General features: G+C 68.7%; 16 protein-coding genes. 10 read left to right on the plus strand and 6 right to left on the minus strand.

The window, feature by feature from the left end:
* Positions 1-13 precede the first annotated feature (13 nt).
* Positions 14-691 (plus strand): HAD-IA family hydrolase, encoded by a 678-nt coding sequence (locus tag ACFE77_RS06345; RefSeq protein WP_375420827.1) that lies wholly within the window; start codon positions 14-16, stop codon positions 689-691.
* On the opposite strand, the gene ACFE77_RS06350 is transcribed toward ACFE77_RS06345, so the two are convergent.
* The 4 genes from ACFE77_RS06350 to ACFE77_RS06365 are packed head-to-tail and all read right to left on the minus strand — an operon-like array spanning position 636 to position 3,196.
* Entirely contained in the window at positions 636-1,661 is a 1,026-nt protein-coding gene (locus tag ACFE77_RS06350; protein WP_375420788.1) for a nucleotidyltransferase family protein, read from the minus strand. The two genes, ACFE77_RS06345 and ACFE77_RS06350, sit on opposite strands and share 56 nt — an antisense overlap.
* Entirely contained in the window at positions 1,658-2,512 is an 855-nt protein-coding gene (locus ACFE77_RS06355) for an HprK-related kinase A (protein ID WP_375420789.1), read from the minus strand. Before ACFE77_RS06355 ends, ACFE77_RS06350 begins: the two co-directional genes overlap by 4 nt.
* Positions 2,509-2,781 carry an HPr-rel-A system PqqD family peptide chaperone gene (locus ACFE77_RS06360; protein WP_375420790.1) on the minus strand — a complete coding sequence of 91 codons (273 nt, stop codon included), beginning with the start codon at positions 2,779-2,781 and terminating at the stop codon, positions 2,509-2,511. Before ACFE77_RS06360 ends, ACFE77_RS06355 begins: the two co-directional genes overlap by 4 nt.
* 4 nt (positions 2,782-2,785) lie before the next feature.
* Positions 2,786-3,196: a hypothetical protein gene (locus ACFE77_RS06365; protein ID WP_375420791.1), complete on the minus strand. Its 411-nt coding sequence runs from the start codon at positions 3,194-3,196 to the stop codon at positions 2,786-2,788.
* Between the two features lie 119 nt (positions 3,197-3,315).
* Here ACFE77_RS06365 and ACFE77_RS06370 point away from each other — a divergent pair, with 119 nt between their 5' ends.
* The 9 genes from ACFE77_RS06370 (at position 3,316) to ACFE77_RS06410 (ending at position 12,320) form a co-directional block, all read left to right on the plus strand.
* Positions 3,316-4,557: an ATP-binding protein gene (locus tag ACFE77_RS06370; protein WP_375420792.1), complete on the plus strand. Its 1,242-nt coding sequence runs from the start codon at positions 3,316-3,318 to the stop codon at positions 4,555-4,557.
* Positions 4,558-4,585: 28 nt separating this feature from the next.
* Positions 4,586-5,626 carry a substrate-binding domain-containing protein gene (locus ACFE77_RS06375; RefSeq protein ID WP_375420828.1) on the plus strand — a complete coding sequence of 347 codons (1,041 nt, stop codon included), beginning with the start codon at positions 4,586-4,588 and terminating at the stop codon, positions 5,624-5,626.
* A 154-nt stretch (positions 5,627-5,780) separates the two neighbouring features.
* Complete coding sequence (pstC, locus tag ACFE77_RS06380; protein WP_375420793.1) at positions 5,781-7,157, plus strand: phosphate ABC transporter permease subunit PstC; 1,377 nt, start codon at positions 5,781-5,783, stop codon at positions 7,155-7,157.
* Positions 7,150-8,421, plus strand: coding sequence for a phosphate ABC transporter permease PstA (pstA, locus tag ACFE77_RS06385; protein ID WP_375420794.1), 1,272 nt, complete (start codon positions 7,150-7,152; stop codon positions 8,419-8,421). Before pstC ends, pstA begins: the two co-directional genes overlap by 8 nt.
* A complete protein-coding gene (gene pstB, locus ACFE77_RS06390; protein WP_375420829.1) occupies positions 8,415-9,182 on the plus strand; it encodes a phosphate ABC transporter ATP-binding protein PstB in 768 nt (255 codons plus the stop codon). The genes pstA and pstB overlap by 7 nt, the downstream gene beginning before the upstream one ends.
* Positions 9,183-9,196: 14 nt before the next feature.
* On the plus strand, positions 9,197-9,883 hold the full coding sequence (gene phoU / locus ACFE77_RS06395) for a phosphate signaling complex protein PhoU (RefSeq protein WP_375420795.1): 687 nt from the start codon (positions 9,197-9,199) through the stop codon (positions 9,881-9,883).
* Positions 9,884-9,888: 5 nt separating this feature from the next.
* Positions 9,889-10,581 carry a phosphate regulon transcriptional regulator PhoB gene (gene phoB, locus ACFE77_RS06400; RefSeq protein WP_375420796.1) on the plus strand — a complete coding sequence of 231 codons (693 nt, stop codon included), beginning with the start codon at positions 9,889-9,891 and terminating at the stop codon, positions 10,579-10,581.
* 252 nt (positions 10,582-10,833) lie between these two features.
* The gene (locus ACFE77_RS06405) at positions 10,834-11,298 is read left to right on the plus strand and encodes a hypothetical protein (protein ID WP_375420797.1); all 465 of its coding nucleotides are present in this window, start codon (positions 10,834-10,836) and stop codon (positions 11,296-11,298) included.
* A gap of 107 nt (positions 11,299-11,405) precedes the next feature.
* Entirely contained in the window at positions 11,406-12,320 is a 915-nt protein-coding gene (locus ACFE77_RS06410) for an SDR family NAD(P)-dependent oxidoreductase (protein WP_375420798.1), read from the plus strand.
* Between the two features lie 194 nt (positions 12,321-12,514).
* Here the strand turns inward: ACFE77_RS06410 and ACFE77_RS06415 are convergent, their stop codons facing one another.
* On the minus strand, positions 12,515-12,859 hold the full coding sequence (locus tag ACFE77_RS06415) for a DUF2794 domain-containing protein (protein ID WP_375420799.1): 345 nt from the start codon (positions 12,857-12,859) through the stop codon (positions 12,515-12,517).
* The gene (epsC, locus tag ACFE77_RS06420; protein WP_375420800.1) at positions 12,859-13,551 is read right to left on the minus strand and encodes a serine O-acetyltransferase EpsC; all 693 of its coding nucleotides are present in this window, start codon (positions 13,549-13,551) and stop codon (positions 12,859-12,861) included. The genes ACFE77_RS06415 and epsC overlap by 1 nt, the downstream gene beginning before the upstream one ends.
* Between the last annotated feature and the right edge of the window lie 133 nt (positions 13,552-13,684).

Genomic DNA, 13,684 nt, shown 5'->3' on the forward strand with positions numbered 1-13,684 from the left:
ACTCGCCCCGAACATGACCGATTTTTCATTCGCGCTGGTCGGCTTCGACCTCGATGGCACCCTGCTCGACACCAGCGGCGACCTGGCCGCCGCGGTCAATCACGCGCTCGCCTCCGCCGGCCGCGCGCCGCTGACGGTCGAGCAGGTCAAGCCGATGATCGGCGGCGGATCGCGCCATATGCTCGCGCAGGGCCTCACCGCGACCGGCGGCTATGACGAGGCGATGCTCGACCAGCTGCAGGCCAAGCTGCTCGCCTATTACGAGGCCAATATCGCGGTACTGACCAGGCCGTATCCGGGGTGCCTCGATGCGCTCGACGCGATCGTCGCGCGGGGTGCGAAGGTCGCGGTCATGACCAACAAGCTCGAGGCCCTCGCCCGCCGCCTGCTCGGCGAACTCGGCCTGACCGACCGGTTCGCCGCCATCGTCGGGGGCGACACGCTCGGCCCCGGCAACGCCAAGCCCTCGCCGGCGCCGATCTACGCGATGGTCGAACGGTCCGGCGGCGGACCCGCGGCGTTCGTCGGCGATTCGATCTACGACGTGCAGGCGGGGCAGCGCGCCGGCCTACCGGTGATCGCGTGCAGCTTCGGCTTCCTGATGCAGCCGGTCGCCGAACTCGGCGCCGATGCGATCATCGATCATTATGACGAGCTGATCCCGACGCTGGAGCGCCTCGCCGCGCCTTGACCCACAGATGCCGTGCCAACATCATCGGCGGCATCCGCAACCAGTGCGAGCGGACATAGAAGCCGAGCCGCGTCGCCGACCGGGTCGGCCTGCCCCAGCCGTCGCGCGCCAGCAGCCGCCGCCGGATCAGCCGATCCGCGATCGTCCAGCGGCTCCACTCCGTCGGGATCGCAGTTCCGAACAGGCGGTGCGCCTGTCGCGCGACCTGCCGCACCTGCGCCTCGAGCCCGTGCAACCGCGCACGATCCTCCAGCCCCTCGCTGCCGAACTCCTCGATTAGGCAGTGGATGTCCCAAAGGTTGCGCAGGCCCCCGGCGAGATCGCCGTCGGCGAGCAGATGCGCGGCGGCGTGGACGATCATGTCGGCGGGCGCGAGCGTGAACAGCCCGTTCGCCAACGCCTGCGCGTTCCCGATCAACGCCGCCGAGTTCGGCCTGATCCGCGCGGTCAGCGGCAGGATCGCGTGGTGGACGTCGATCATCCGATCGCGCTCGCGGTGGATCAGCGGCGGCAGCTCATGCATGTGCTCGCGGTAATAGGCGTCGTCATACGGATCCGGCTTCACCCACTCCCACCCCGCCGCCAGCAAAGCCGTCTCGGCCGCGCCGAGCGCATCGCGGGGCACGAGGATGTCGAGATCCCCGATCGACCGCCCCTGCCCCGCCATCAGCCCCGCAGCGACGAAGGCTGTCCCCTTCAACAGCACGATCCTGCAACCGATAGGCGCCAGCACGCGCCGCGCCATCTCCGCCTCCCACAAGGCCGCACGGCGCCCGGCCTCCGCGGAGGCGCGCGCATCGTGCAGCGTCGCCGCGACGATTTCCGGCAGTGGCAACCCGGCGAGACGGTGGGCGAGCGTTCCGATCAACTGCTCTGCGCGTGCGATCGTCAGCAACGACAGCCAGTCGGTCTCCGGCGGCAGGCTCGACGGATCGCGCAACGCGCGCACCAGCAGCGCGGCGTCGCTCATAGCTGGCGCCACAGCTGCTCGACCTGCGACATCGCGGTCGCGCCGTCGGGATAGTCGATCGCGATCGACGGAACGTCGCGCACCAGCCCGGTCAGGGCGGCGAACCCGGTCTCGCCGAGCGCGACATAGTTCGTCGACGCCTGGGTCAGCCGCACGAACGCCTCGCTCGGCGGCACCGCGCGGACCGCGGGTTCGAAACCGAAGCGCGGGAACAGGATCGCGGCCGGCCGCGCGGGCACGTCCATCGCCGCGACCGCGCGCGCATCGGGGACCATGTGTCGAATGTCGCCCTTGGGTGTCCCCGCCAGCAGCGGGCCGAACCGCGCGCCCGGCCACGCCGCTTGTGCCGCCGCGATCGCCTCGTTCTTCAGGCTGATCAGCCGGGGAAAGGCGTGGACGTCGCCCGTCGCGGGATCGACCAGCGCGAACTCGTCCCCCATGAACCGCCACCCCGCCGCCCCCAGCAGCGTGGCCAGCGTCGACTTGCCCGCGCCGGACTCGCCGGTCATCAGGATCGCGCGCCCATCGCGTTCCACCGCCGAGGCGTGGAGCAGCAGATAACGCCGCCCGCCCAGCGCCAGCTGGAGGTTCATCCCCATCTCCGCCGCCAACACCCCCTGCGCCAAGGGCAGCGGCGCCGCTTCAGGCAGCATATAGTCGCCGCCGATCATCACCGACGGCCTGACCCAGCGCCGCCACGGACGGGCTGCGAACAGGCGCACGGTGAAGTCCGCGATCTCCGGCGTCGGATAGTCGCGATACAGGTCGCGCAGCGCCGCGATCGGCTGCGGCCAATCGGAGCCTATGCGAAAACCCACCGGCCCGATGCGGATCGAGACCTGATGCCTCATGCGACGCTCACCAGCCCCGCCGCGACCAGCTCGTCGACCCGCGCCGCCAGCGCGACGGGATCGGCAACGGCAAGGTCGTAGTCGCGCGTCAGGGCGGCGAGCAGCGCGTCGAGCGAAAGCGGCTCGACGGATAGCGCGCCGATGATCTCCGGCGCAGGGCTCACCAGCAAATGGGTGATGCCCGATGCGCGGTGGAACAACGCGGTGAACGCATCGAGCTCGGCCACCAGGATCGCGTCGGCAGGCGGCGCCGCGTACCGCACCGGCACGCTGTCAGCCGCGCGGCATCTGCAACGAGGCGAAGCAGGTGAAGCCGCCCTGCCCGCGTTGCAGGCGGCGGATATAGTTCACATAGGCGCGGTTGCTCTCCCAGGTCGTGCCCGGCAGCTGGCTGCCGTTCAGCGCGCGCTTGATCTCTTCCGCCTTGAACGGCCGCGGCGACGGCGCGAACGCGCCCTGCGTGCCGGACGGCACCAGCGTTCCGTCGGCGGCGATGTAGCTACCCGCGCGCCCCGCCTCGGGCACCGCGATCTGGCAGTTCATCACCGATCCCGCGGTCTGGGCGAGCGCGGGCCGGATCGACACGATCGCGCCCGCACCGACCGCGCCGAGCTGCAGCACGCGCCGGCGCGTTGCCTCGCCCCCGCCCTTGCCCGGGCCATCGGATCGCGTCTCGTCGGTCATGCGGGCCCCTTGCGCCACATCCCTTTCACAAAGCGTTATCAGGAGCAATCATGGGTTAAGTTCCGTGGTGGGACGAACGCCCGGTGTGACGACCTGCGAATTCGCGTAGGGGCGGCAACATGACCTCCCGATTCGCCCAACGCCTGACGGGTGGCATGATCATCGCCGCGGGCGCAGCGCTCGCGGTCTTCCTGGTCGATGGCCGGATCGACGGCGCCGCGATCACGCTGGTCGGTGCGATCGCGGTACTGCTCGCCGCGATCGGCACGCGCGAGGACGGGCCCGCGCCACCGCCCGCCGAGGATGCCGACGGCAGCATCCTCGTCCGCGAAGTGCTCGACGCGATCGTCGAGCCCGTGCTGCTGGTCCGTGCCGGCACCGTGACCTTCGGCAACGGCGCCGCGCGCGCCCTGCTCGGCAGCCACATCGTCGGCGAGGACGTCCGCGTCGCGATCCGCCACCCCGCCGCGGCGGACCGGCTCGCCTCGTCCGTGCCTGCCTCCGATCGCCCGGTCGAGCTGGTCGGTCTCGGCTCCCCCGACCAGCGCTGGGAGATGCGCACCGGCGACACCTCCGATGGCGCGCGGATCGTCCACCTCATCGACCAGACCGGCAATTATGCAGCGGAGCGGATGCGGGTCGATTTCGTCGCCAACGCCAGCCACGAACTGCGCACGCCGCTGGCATCGATCCTCGGCTTCATCGAAACGCTGACCGACGAGGCCGGGGAGGATCCCGCGGTCCGCACCCGGTTCCTGAAGGTCATGTTCGACGAAGCCCGACGCATGCAGCGACTGGTCGAGGACCTGATCTCGCTGAGCCGGATCGAAGCGGAGAAATACCGTCTGCCCGCCGAGATCGTCGATCTCGCCGTGCTGATCGCCGACGTCCGCGCCGAGCTGCTCGACGTGGCAGGCGACCGCGCGCGCGACATCGCCGCCACGATCGATCCGGGCGTCCACGGCATCGTCGGCGACCGCGCGCAGCTGTCGCAGATGCTCCACAACCTGATCGGCAACGCGATGAAATACGGGCGTGGCGGCACCCCGGTGACGATCAGACTGGCGGCGGACCGGCCGAACACGATCCGCCTGTCGATCGCCGACGAGAGCGAGGGCATCGCGCCGGAACATATCCCGCGCCTCACCGAACGCTTCTACCGCGTCGATGCCGGGCGCAGCCGCTCGCTCGGCGGCACCGGCCTTGGCCTCGCGATCGTCAAGCACATCGCGGAGCGGCATCGCGGGCGCCTCGACATCGCCAGCCGGGTCGGGGTCGGCACCACCGTGTCGGTCACCCTCCCCGCGGCCGAGGCCGTGTCATCAAAGGGTAACGCGGATGTCACACAGGCTCGGGCGTAGCGACCCGGTGGTCGCCGGCGGGGTATCGATGCGCGTTCTGCTTCTCGTGATCGGGCTGGCGCTGGCGGGGTGCCAGGACCAGGCCAACGGCGGTGGCGCCGGATCGCGCGACCAGATCAAGGCGGTCGGATCGTCGACCGTCTACCCGTTCACCACGATCGTCGCCGAACAGTTCGTCGGCAGCAACGCCGACGCGCGCGCACCGGTGATCGAATCGACCGGCACCGGCGCGGGCATGAAGCTGTTCTGCGCCGGGATCGGGGCCGGTCATCCCGATATCGAGAACGCGTCGCGGCGCATGAAGGCGGTCGAATACGCCGCCTGCGCGCGCAACGGCGTGCGCGACGTGATCGAAATCCAGATCGGCATCGACGGCATCGCCTTTGCCGAATCGAAGCGCGGGCCGGCGATGTCGCTGACCCCCGCCGACCTCTACCGTGCGCTCGCCGCGACGCCCGGCGGGAAACCCAATACCGCGCGGACCTGGCGCGACATCAATCCGGCGCTGCCCGCGACCGCGATCCAGGTCTACGGCCCGCCCGCGACCAGCGGCACCCGCGACGCGCTCACCGAACTGATCCTGACGCCAGGTTGCGAGGCGAGCGACTCGCGCGCCAAGGCGCTCTCGACCGCGAACCCGGACGCGCACAAGGCGCTGTGCACCCGCATCCGCGAGGACGGCGCCTATGTCGACGCGGGCGAGAACGACAACCTCATCGTCCAGAAACTGGGGTCGAACCCGAACGCGATCGGGGTGTTCGGCTACAGCTATCTGGAGGAGAATGCCGGCGCAGTGAACGGCGTGCGGATCAACGGCGTCGCGCCGACCTATGCGACGATCGCGAGCAACGCCTATCCGGGATCCAGGCCGCTCTACATCTACGTGAAGAAGGCGCACCTGACCGCGATCCCCGGCCTGCGCGACTTCGTGAAGCTGTACGCGTCGGCATGGGGGCCGGATGGCCCGCTGGTCCGCCGCGGATTGATCGCAGCCCCGACTGCGGTGCGTGCACGATCGGCGGCGATCATCGCGCGCGAACTGCCGCTCGATCCGGTGACGCTGTCATGAGCGCGCAGTTCGTCCCCTCTCTGCCGCCACCCCGGCGAAGGCCGGGGCCCAGGTGGGAGACGTGCGTAACAACGGACGGCGCTTCATTATTCTGGCCTTCCCACCTGGGCCCCGGCCTCCGCCGGGGTGGTGGAAAATGGGGGATGCGCTCCAGATGAGCACCCTCGGTCTCTTCTTCCTCGTAATCGGCTTCGCGCTGATCGGCTGGCTTTCCGCGCGGATGCGGGCGACGACCTTCCGGGTCGGCACCACCGCGCGGTTCAGTTCGCTGCCGGTGCATCATGGCTGGTTCGTCGCGCTATGCACGATCGTGCCGCCGCTGCTGTTCCTCGGCATCTGGTCGCTGACATCGCCCGCGCTGGTCACCGATGCGGTGCTCGGCACCCCCGCGGCGATGCAGTTGCCGCCGCCGGGCTTCGACCGCGCGTCGATCCTGTCGGAGGCGCGCAGCCTAGCGCAGGGCCGGAGCTACGGCGCCTTCCACGAACTCGCCCGCACGCTCGCCCCCGCCTATGCGGCCGCGCAACAACGCTATGACTGGATCGCTAGCGCGGTCGCGTTGCTGCTCGCCTTCGCCGGCGGCGCGCTCTCCTTCACCCGCATCCGCCCCAGCTTCTCCGCCCGGACCCAGGTAGAGCGCCTCGTCATGCTGCTGCTGCTCGGCGCGTCGCTGATCGCGATCCTCACCACCGTCGGCATCGTCGCATCGCTGCTGTACGAGGCGACGCGCTTCTTCCGGATGGTGCCAATAACCGATTTCCTGTTCGGCACGCATTGGAGCCCGCAGGTGATCGACGCACGCGATCCAGGCGCCAGCCTCGGCGCGGTGCCGTTGTTCTGGGGGACGTTCTTCATCGGCGCGGTGATCGCGATGATCGTCGCGATCCCGTTCGGGCTGATGAGCGCGATCTACCTCACCCAATATGCGCGCCCCGCCACCCGCAAATGGATGAAGCCGATCCTGGAGGTGCTCGCGGGGGTGCCGACCGTCGTCTACGGCTATTTCGCGGCGCTGACGGTCGCACCCGCGGTGCGCGATCTCGGCGTGTGGCTGGGGATCAGCTGGGCGTCGTCGGAGAGCGCACTCGCGGCGGGGCTGGTGATGGGGATCATGATCATTCCGTTCGTTTCGTCGATGGCCGACGACTCGATTGCCGCGGTGCCGTCGTCGATGCGCGACGGCAGCCTGGCGATGGGCGCGACCCCATCCGAGACGATACGCAAGGTTCTGCTCCCCGCCGCACTGCCGGGCGTGGTCGGCGGCGTCCTGCTCGCGATCAGCCGCGCGATCGGCGAAACCATGATCGTGGTGATGGCGGCGAGCGGCGTCGCGACGCTGACCGCCAACCCGTTCGCGAGCACCACGACCGTGACCAAGCAGATCGTCGACCTACTGACCGGCGAGGCGGAGTTCGACAGCCCCAAGACGCTCGCCGCGTTCGCGCTCGGGCTGACGCTGTTCATCGTCACGCTGCTGCTCAACATCGTCGCGCTCTCGGTCGTCAAACGCTACCGTGAAGCCTATGAATAGCCCCCGGCCCGTGGCTCCTCGCGCACCTACCGACTGGCGCACCGCGGCGCTGCAAAAGCGGATTCGCGCGCGCTATGCCGCCGAGCGCCGCTTCAAGCTGATGGGGCTCGCGGCAGTGTGGCTTTCTGCAGGATTTCTCGCCTTCCTGCTCGGGTCGATGCTGCTGCAAGGCGCCAGCGGGTTCCGCGAGACCCGGATCGCGCTGCCGATCGATCTCGCCGCGGCGAAGCTGCCGATCGACCGCAGCCGGCTCGCCGGGCGCGGCGCCGATCTCGCGCTGGCGGGTGCGGGACTGGAGAACGCGGTCGACGCCGCCGCGGGCGAGGCGCTCGGCCCGGAGGGCGCGGAGATGATCTCCGACGGCGCGTGGCTGGTTGTGCGCGACGCGGTCAAGCGCGATCCCTCGCTGCTCGATCGCCGCGCGACGATCGAGGTCCCGGCATCGAGCCCGATCGACATCGCCGCCAAGCACGACGGCGATCCCGCGGCGGAGGCGGCGGTGGCGCGGCTGAAGGTGCGGGGGCTGCTGTCCTCGGGCTTCGACGCGGGCTTCCTCACCGGCGCGGATTCGACCGACGCCACGCGCGTCGGGATCTGGGGCGCGTTCAAGGGATCGCTGCTGACGATGATCGTCACGCTCGCGCTCGCCTTTCCGATCGGGGTGCTTTCCGCCCTGTATCTCGAGGAATATGCCCCACGGAACCGCTGGACCGACCTGATCGAGGTGTCGATCAACAACCTCGCCGCGGTGCCCTCGATCATCTTCGGCCTGCTCGGGCTGGCGGTGTTCCTCGGCACCTTCCACCTGCCTCGATCCGCGCCATTGGTCGGCGGGCTGACGCTCGCACTGATGACGATGCCGGTGATCGTGATCGCAGGACGCAACGCGATCAAGGCGGTGCCGCCCTCGATCCGCGATGCCGCGCTCGGCATCGGCGCGTCGCCGGTGCAGGTGGTGTTCCACCACGTCCTGCCGCTCGCGCTACCCGGCATCCTTACCGGCACCATCATCGGCATGGCGCGCGCGTTGGGTGAGACCGCGCCGCTGCTAATGATCGGCATGCGCGCCTTCATCGCCGCGCCGCCCGGCGGCCTCGACGATCCCGCGACGGTGCTGCCGGTGCAGATCTTCCTGTGGTCCGACGAGGTCAGCCGCGGCTTCGTCGAGAAGACCTCGGCCGCGATCATCGTCCTGCTCGTGTTCCTGCTCGCGATGAACGGGCTGGCCATCTATCTCCGCAACAGATTCGAGACCCGCTGGTGACCTCCTCCCCCAAGATCACCGCGCGCAACGTCAGCGTCTATTACGGCGCGACGCGCGCGATCGACGACGTGTCGATCGACGTCACCCAGGACGAGGTGGTGGCGTTCATCGGTCCGTCGGGCTGTGGCAAATCCACCTTCCTGCGCACCCTCAACCGCATGAACGACACCGTCGCCAGTGCCCGTGTCGAAGGTGAGATCCACCTCGATGGCGAGGACATCTATTCGCCCGCGATGGACGTGGTGCAGCTGCGCGCGCGGGTCGGCATGGTGTTCCAGAAGCCCAACCCGTTTCCGAAATCGATCTACGAGAACGTCGCCTATGGCCCGCGCATCCACGGCCTCGCCGCGTCGAAGGGCGATCTCGACGGCATCGTCGAACGCTCGCTCCGCCGCGCCGGCCTGTGGGACGAGGTGAAGGACCGGCTCACCGACAGCGGCACCGCCTTGTCGGGCGGACAGCAGCAGCGGCTGTGCATCGCCCGCGCGATCGCGGTCGATCCCGAGGTTATCCTGATGGACGAACCGTGCAGCGCGCTCGATCCGATCGCGACCGCCAAGATCGAAGAGCTGATCCACGAGCTGAAGGGCCGCTACGCGATCGTGATCGTCACCCACAACATGCAGCAGGCGGCGCGGGTCAGCCAGCGCACCGCGTTCTTCCATCTCGGCACCCTCATCGAATTCGGCGCGACCTCGGACATCTTCACCAATCCGCGCGAGGAACGCACCAAGGACTATATCACCGGCCGGTACGGCTGAGCAGGACCACCAATATGGAACACACCGTGAAGGCCTTCGACGCCGATATCGGCCAGCTCCGCGGGCTCATCTCGCAGATGGGCGGGCTGGCGGAAGATGCAATCGCACAGGCGATGAAGGCGTTGCAGCGCCCCGATCCGGAACTCGCTCGCAAGGTGCGCGCGGACGACAAGGCGATCGACGCGATCGAGGCGGAGGTCGAACGGCTCGTCGTGCGGATCATCGCGCTGCGGGCGCCCATGGCGGTCGACCTGCGCGAGGTCGTCGCCGCGCTCAAGATCGCCGCGGTGGTCGAACGGATCGGCGACTATGCCAAGAACATCGCGAAGCGGGTGCCGCTGATCGAGAGCGAACATCGGATCGAGCCGATCTCGACCTTGCCCGCAATGGCCTCGATCGCGAGCGCGATGGTGCGCAGCGCACTCGACGCGTTCGCCGCGCGCGATCCGGAGGCCGCGGTGCGGGTCTGCGAAAGCGACGCCGCGCTCGACGATTTCTACGACAGCATATTCCGCACGCTGGTCACCTATATGGTCGAGAATCCGCGCACGATCAGCCAGGTCGCGCACCTGCTGTTCGTCGCGAAGAACCTCGAACGGATCGGCGATCACGCCACCAACGTCGCCGAGATGGTCTATTTCGCGGCGACCGGCACCCAGATGGCCGACCGCGACCGCGGCGGCAGCGACAACCGGGAGTAACGATCATGGCCCGTGCCCGCATGCTTCTCGTCGAGGACGACGCCGCCCTGGCGGAGCTGCTCACCTATCATTTCAAGCGCGAGGATTTCGACATCGTGCAGACTCCCGACGGCGAGGAAGCCCTGCTGCTCGCCAAGGAGAATGCGCCCGACATCGTCCTGCTCGACTGGATGGTCGAAGGGCTGTCTGGGATCGAGGTCTGCCGCCGGCTGCGGCGGATGACCGAGACCGCCAACGTGCCGATCATCATGCTCACCGCGCGCGGCGAGGAAGAAGACCGGGTCCGCGGGCTGGAGACCGGCGCCGACGATTACGTCACCAAGCCCTTCTCCCCGCGCGAACTGGTGGCGCGGGTCGGCGCGGTACTGCGGCGGGTCCGTCCTGGGCTGGCCGGCGAGGCCCTCATCTATGCGGACATCGAGATGGACACGGTCGCCCACAAGGTCCGCCGATCGGGCGAGGTCGTGCCGCTCGGGCCGACCGAGTTCCGGCTGCTCAAGCACTTCCTCGAACATCCCGGCTGGGTGTTCTCCCGCGAACGGCTCCTCGACGCGGTATGGGGCCACGACAGCGATATCGAGAGCCGGACCGTCGACGTCCACATCCGCCGGCTGCGCAAGGCGATCAACACCGGCGATCGCCCCGACATGATCCGCACCGTCCGTTCCGCCGGCTATGCGCTCGATTCGGGAGCATGACGTCAGAGGTTCTTTGAAAACTCGCGAAAGAGCGAGTTTCGCAGGCGGTGCCGGCCCGCTCCCCCACCCGACCTCCCACACGGTATTCTGATGGGAGGCCGGGAGGGGGAGCGGGCTGGCACCGCGAAACGCGCTTGCGCGTTTCCAAACAGACCCTGACTTGAATCGGCTGCGAAACGACGGAGCCATCCGGGGCGACGTGCGTTGGGCGGGGGCGCAGACGCTTTCGCGCAAGAGATTTAGGAGACTGGCATGAAGTTCATCCTGCTTGCCGCAGCAGCCGTTATCGCGATCCCAGCGATCGCCCAGACGACGCCTGCGGACCCCGCCGCGCAGACCGCGCCGACCACGACCACGACGGCTGATCCAGCCGCGGATCCGGCACAGGCGACCGCGCCCGCCGATGCCGCCGCGCCTGCGACAACGACGACGGATGCAGCACCGGCAGCCGATCCCGCCGCCGCCGCCGATCCGGCAACGACCGCGCCTGCAGCGTCGACCGCGCCCGCGGCAGCCGATGCCAGCGCACCGACGCCCGCCGGCGGCTACGCACCCTCGGGCTCGGCGATCACCGGCACGGCACAGGCCGGCGTGACCCCGACCTTCCGTCCAGCACCGACCCCGGCCGAGGCTTATCCCGCCCCGGCACCGATGGCGAAGTACCCGATCTGCAAGAAGGGTCAGTACGACAAGTGCATGCAGCGCGGCGGCCGTTAAGGCCGATTGGCGGGCGCCCCTGGTGACGCGCTAGCCGGGCGGTTGCACGCCGCTCGATACCGATTAGGGAAGGCGCTCCATCTTCGCGTGAAGGAGCGCCTTTTCCTATGTCCAATCGTGTCGACGCCATCAGCTTCGAGGGGCGTGTCGCCATCGTCACCGGTGCGGGCGGTGGACTGGGCCGCGGCTATGCGCTCGAACTCGCCCGCCGCGGTGCCAAGGTCATGGTCAACGACCTCGGCGGCGCACGCGACGGTACCGGTCATTCCGATGCGGCGCTGAAGGTCGTCGAGGAAATCGAGGCGGCGGGCGGCACCGCGATGTCGAACGGCGGCAACGTTGCCGACTATGACCAGATGGTCGAGATGGTCGCCAAGGCCACCGAAGCCTGGGGCGGCGTCCACGTCCTGATCAACAATGCCGGGGTGCTTCGCGACAAGAGCTTCGCGAAGATGACGCCTGAGGATTTCGACTTCGTCGTGAAGGTCCACCTGATCGGATCGGCGAATGCGACCAAGGCGTGCTGGGAAACGATGCGCGCGCAGAATTACGGCCGAATCCTGATGACCGCGTCGTCTACCGGGCTGTTCGGCAATTTCGGCCAGGCCAATTACGGTGCCGCCAAGCTCGGCCTCGCCGGGCTGACCAAGACGCTGTACCTCGAAGGCGCGAAGAACAACATCAAGGTGAACACGCTGGCCCCTGTCGCCGGCACGCGGATGACCGAAGACCTGTTCCCGGCGGAAGCCTTCGCCGCCTTCGCCCCGGAAAAGGTGATGCCCGCAGCGCTGTTCCTGGTGTCGGAGGATGCACCGTCGAACGCGATCATCGGTGCCGGTGCCGGGGTGTTCCAGGCGTCGTACGTCACGCTGACCCAGGGCAAGCTGCTGACCGGCGACGATCTGTCCCCCGAAGGCGTCGCGGCGCATTGGGAGCAGATCACCGACCGCAGCGGCGAGATCGTGCCGCAATCGGGTGCCGAGCAGGGGATGCTGATCGGCAAGCTGCTGATGGCGGGTTAAGGATCGGGAGGCTCGCCACCTCTCGATATCCCCCTGCCCTACCACTACCCGGCGGAGGCCGGGGCCCGGGTGGGAGACGCCATTTGGCAGGGGCTACGCTACGTTACCTCGACCTTCGCGACAGGGCCCCGGCCTGCGCCGCGGTGGTAGGAACTTGAGGGTGAGACACAGCTAGGCCGCAAGTCCCCACTCCCTCAATCCCCCACCACCTTCATCAACCGCCGTTCCACCGGCGCCAGCACCGGCCCCAGCTCGTGCCCGCGCTTCAACACCACGCCCTGTTCCCCGATCAGCGCCCACATCCCCTGCTTGTTGCGCAGCGCCGGGCGCTTCTCGATCCGAAACTCGGGCCGTTCTGCCGCACGCCGGAACGCGGCGAATACCGCGGCGTCGCGCCCGAGCTCGATCGCATAGTCGCGCCAATGCCCAGCCGCGACCATGCGACCGTACAGGTCGAGGATGCGGGTGAGTTCGGCGCGGTCGAAGCCCGTCTGCGTCGGCGTGCCGGCCGCGGCGGGAAAGGGCGTGACGGTTCCCATCAGGCGCGGTCGCGCTCCCGATCGGCGTCGGGGTTGCTCTCGGCCAGCAGCGCATCGAGCCGCTTGCGCATCGTCTCCAGCTCGCAGCGCATCAGCTCCATCTTCTGCGTCGCGGGGTCGAACATCTCGCTGCATGATGTCCCATAGGGGAGGAAGCGCGACGGGGCGGCGGTGCCCTCGACCATCGTCGCGCGCGCCGGAATGCCGACCATCACCGCGCCTTCCGGCACGTCCTTCGTCACCACCGCATTGGCCCCGACTCGCGACCTGGGGCCGACGTAGATCGGCCCGAGCACCTGCGCGCCCGATCCGATGATCACCCCGTCCGCCAGCGTCGGGTGGCGCTTGCCCGCGACGCCATTGTCGGGGCTGGTGCCGCCGAGCGTGACGCATTGGTAGATCGTGACGTCGTTGCCGATCTCCGCGGTCTCTCCGATCACCACGAAGCCGTGGTCGATGAAGAAGTTGCGCCCGATCGTCGCGCCCGGATGGATGTCGATCGCGGTCGTCATCCGCGACAGGTGGTTAACCAGCCGCGCCAGGAAGAACAGCCGTGCCGTGTACAGGCGGTGCGCCACCCGGTGCCAGGCGAGAGCCCAGACCCCCGGATAGGTCAGCACCTCGAGACGGGAATGCGGGGCCGGATCGCGCGCGCGGATCGAATCGAGATAGGCAGTCAAACGATTCGCCATCGGCGGTCCCCTACGCGCAAGTGCGGGATTTAGTCCTTAGAAGGGCGGATTACTAGAAGCGGGCCTCGCACGAACGCGACCGAGTAAAGTCTATCTTTGTTGTCGGATTTGTTCGGGTGCGCCACATCGACAC

The sequence above is a fragment of the uncultured Sphingomonas sp. genome (genome assembly GCF_964243315.1).
Classification (GTDB): domain Bacteria; phylum Pseudomonadota; class Alphaproteobacteria; order Sphingomonadales; family Sphingomonadaceae; genus Sphingomonas.

Coding starts and splice junctions, on each gene's coding strand:
- phoB (WP_375420796.1), top strand. CDS start 9,889: ATGGCCCGTGCCCGCATGCTTCTCGTCGAGGACGACGCCGCCCTGGCG.
- ACFE77_RS06345 (WP_375420827.1), top strand. CDS start 14: ATGACCGATTTTTCATTCGCGCTGGTCGGCTTCGACCTCGATGGCACC.
- ACFE77_RS06410 (WP_375420798.1), top strand. CDS start 11,406: ATGTCCAATCGTGTCGACGCCATCAGCTTCGAGGGGCGTGTCGCCATC.
- ACFE77_RS06350 (WP_375420788.1), bottom strand. CDS start 1,661: ATGAGCGACGCCGCGCTGCTGGTGCGCGCGTTGCGCGATCCGTCGAGC.
- ACFE77_RS06375 (WP_375420828.1), top strand. CDS start 4,586: ATGCGCGTTCTGCTTCTCGTGATCGGGCTGGCGCTGGCGGGGTGCCAG.
- phoU (WP_375420795.1), top strand. CDS start 9,197: ATGGAACACACCGTGAAGGCCTTCGACGCCGATATCGGCCAGCTCCGC.
- pstC (WP_375420793.1), top strand. CDS start 5,781: ATGAGCACCCTCGGTCTCTTCTTCCTCGTAATCGGCTTCGCGCTGATC.
- ACFE77_RS06415 (WP_375420799.1), bottom strand. CDS start 12,859: ATGGGAACCGTCACGCCCTTTCCCGCCGCGGCCGGCACGCCGACGCAG.
- pstA (WP_375420794.1), top strand. CDS start 7,150: ATGAATAGCCCCCGGCCCGTGGCTCCTCGCGCACCTACCGACTGGCGC.
- ACFE77_RS06370 (WP_375420792.1), top strand. CDS start 3,316: ATGACCTCCCGATTCGCCCAACGCCTGACGGGTGGCATGATCATCGCC.
- ACFE77_RS06355 (WP_375420789.1), bottom strand. CDS start 2,512: ATGAGGCATCAGGTCTCGATCCGCATCGGGCCGGTGGGTTTTCGCATA.
- ACFE77_RS06365 (WP_375420791.1), bottom strand. CDS start 3,196: ATGACCGACGAGACGCGATCCGATGGCCCGGGCAAGGGCGGGGGCGAG.
- ACFE77_RS06405 (WP_375420797.1), top strand. CDS start 10,834: ATGAAGTTCATCCTGCTTGCCGCAGCAGCCGTTATCGCGATCCCAGCG.
- epsC (WP_375420800.1), bottom strand. CDS start 13,551: ATGGCGAATCGTTTGACTGCCTATCTCGATTCGATCCGCGCGCGCGAT.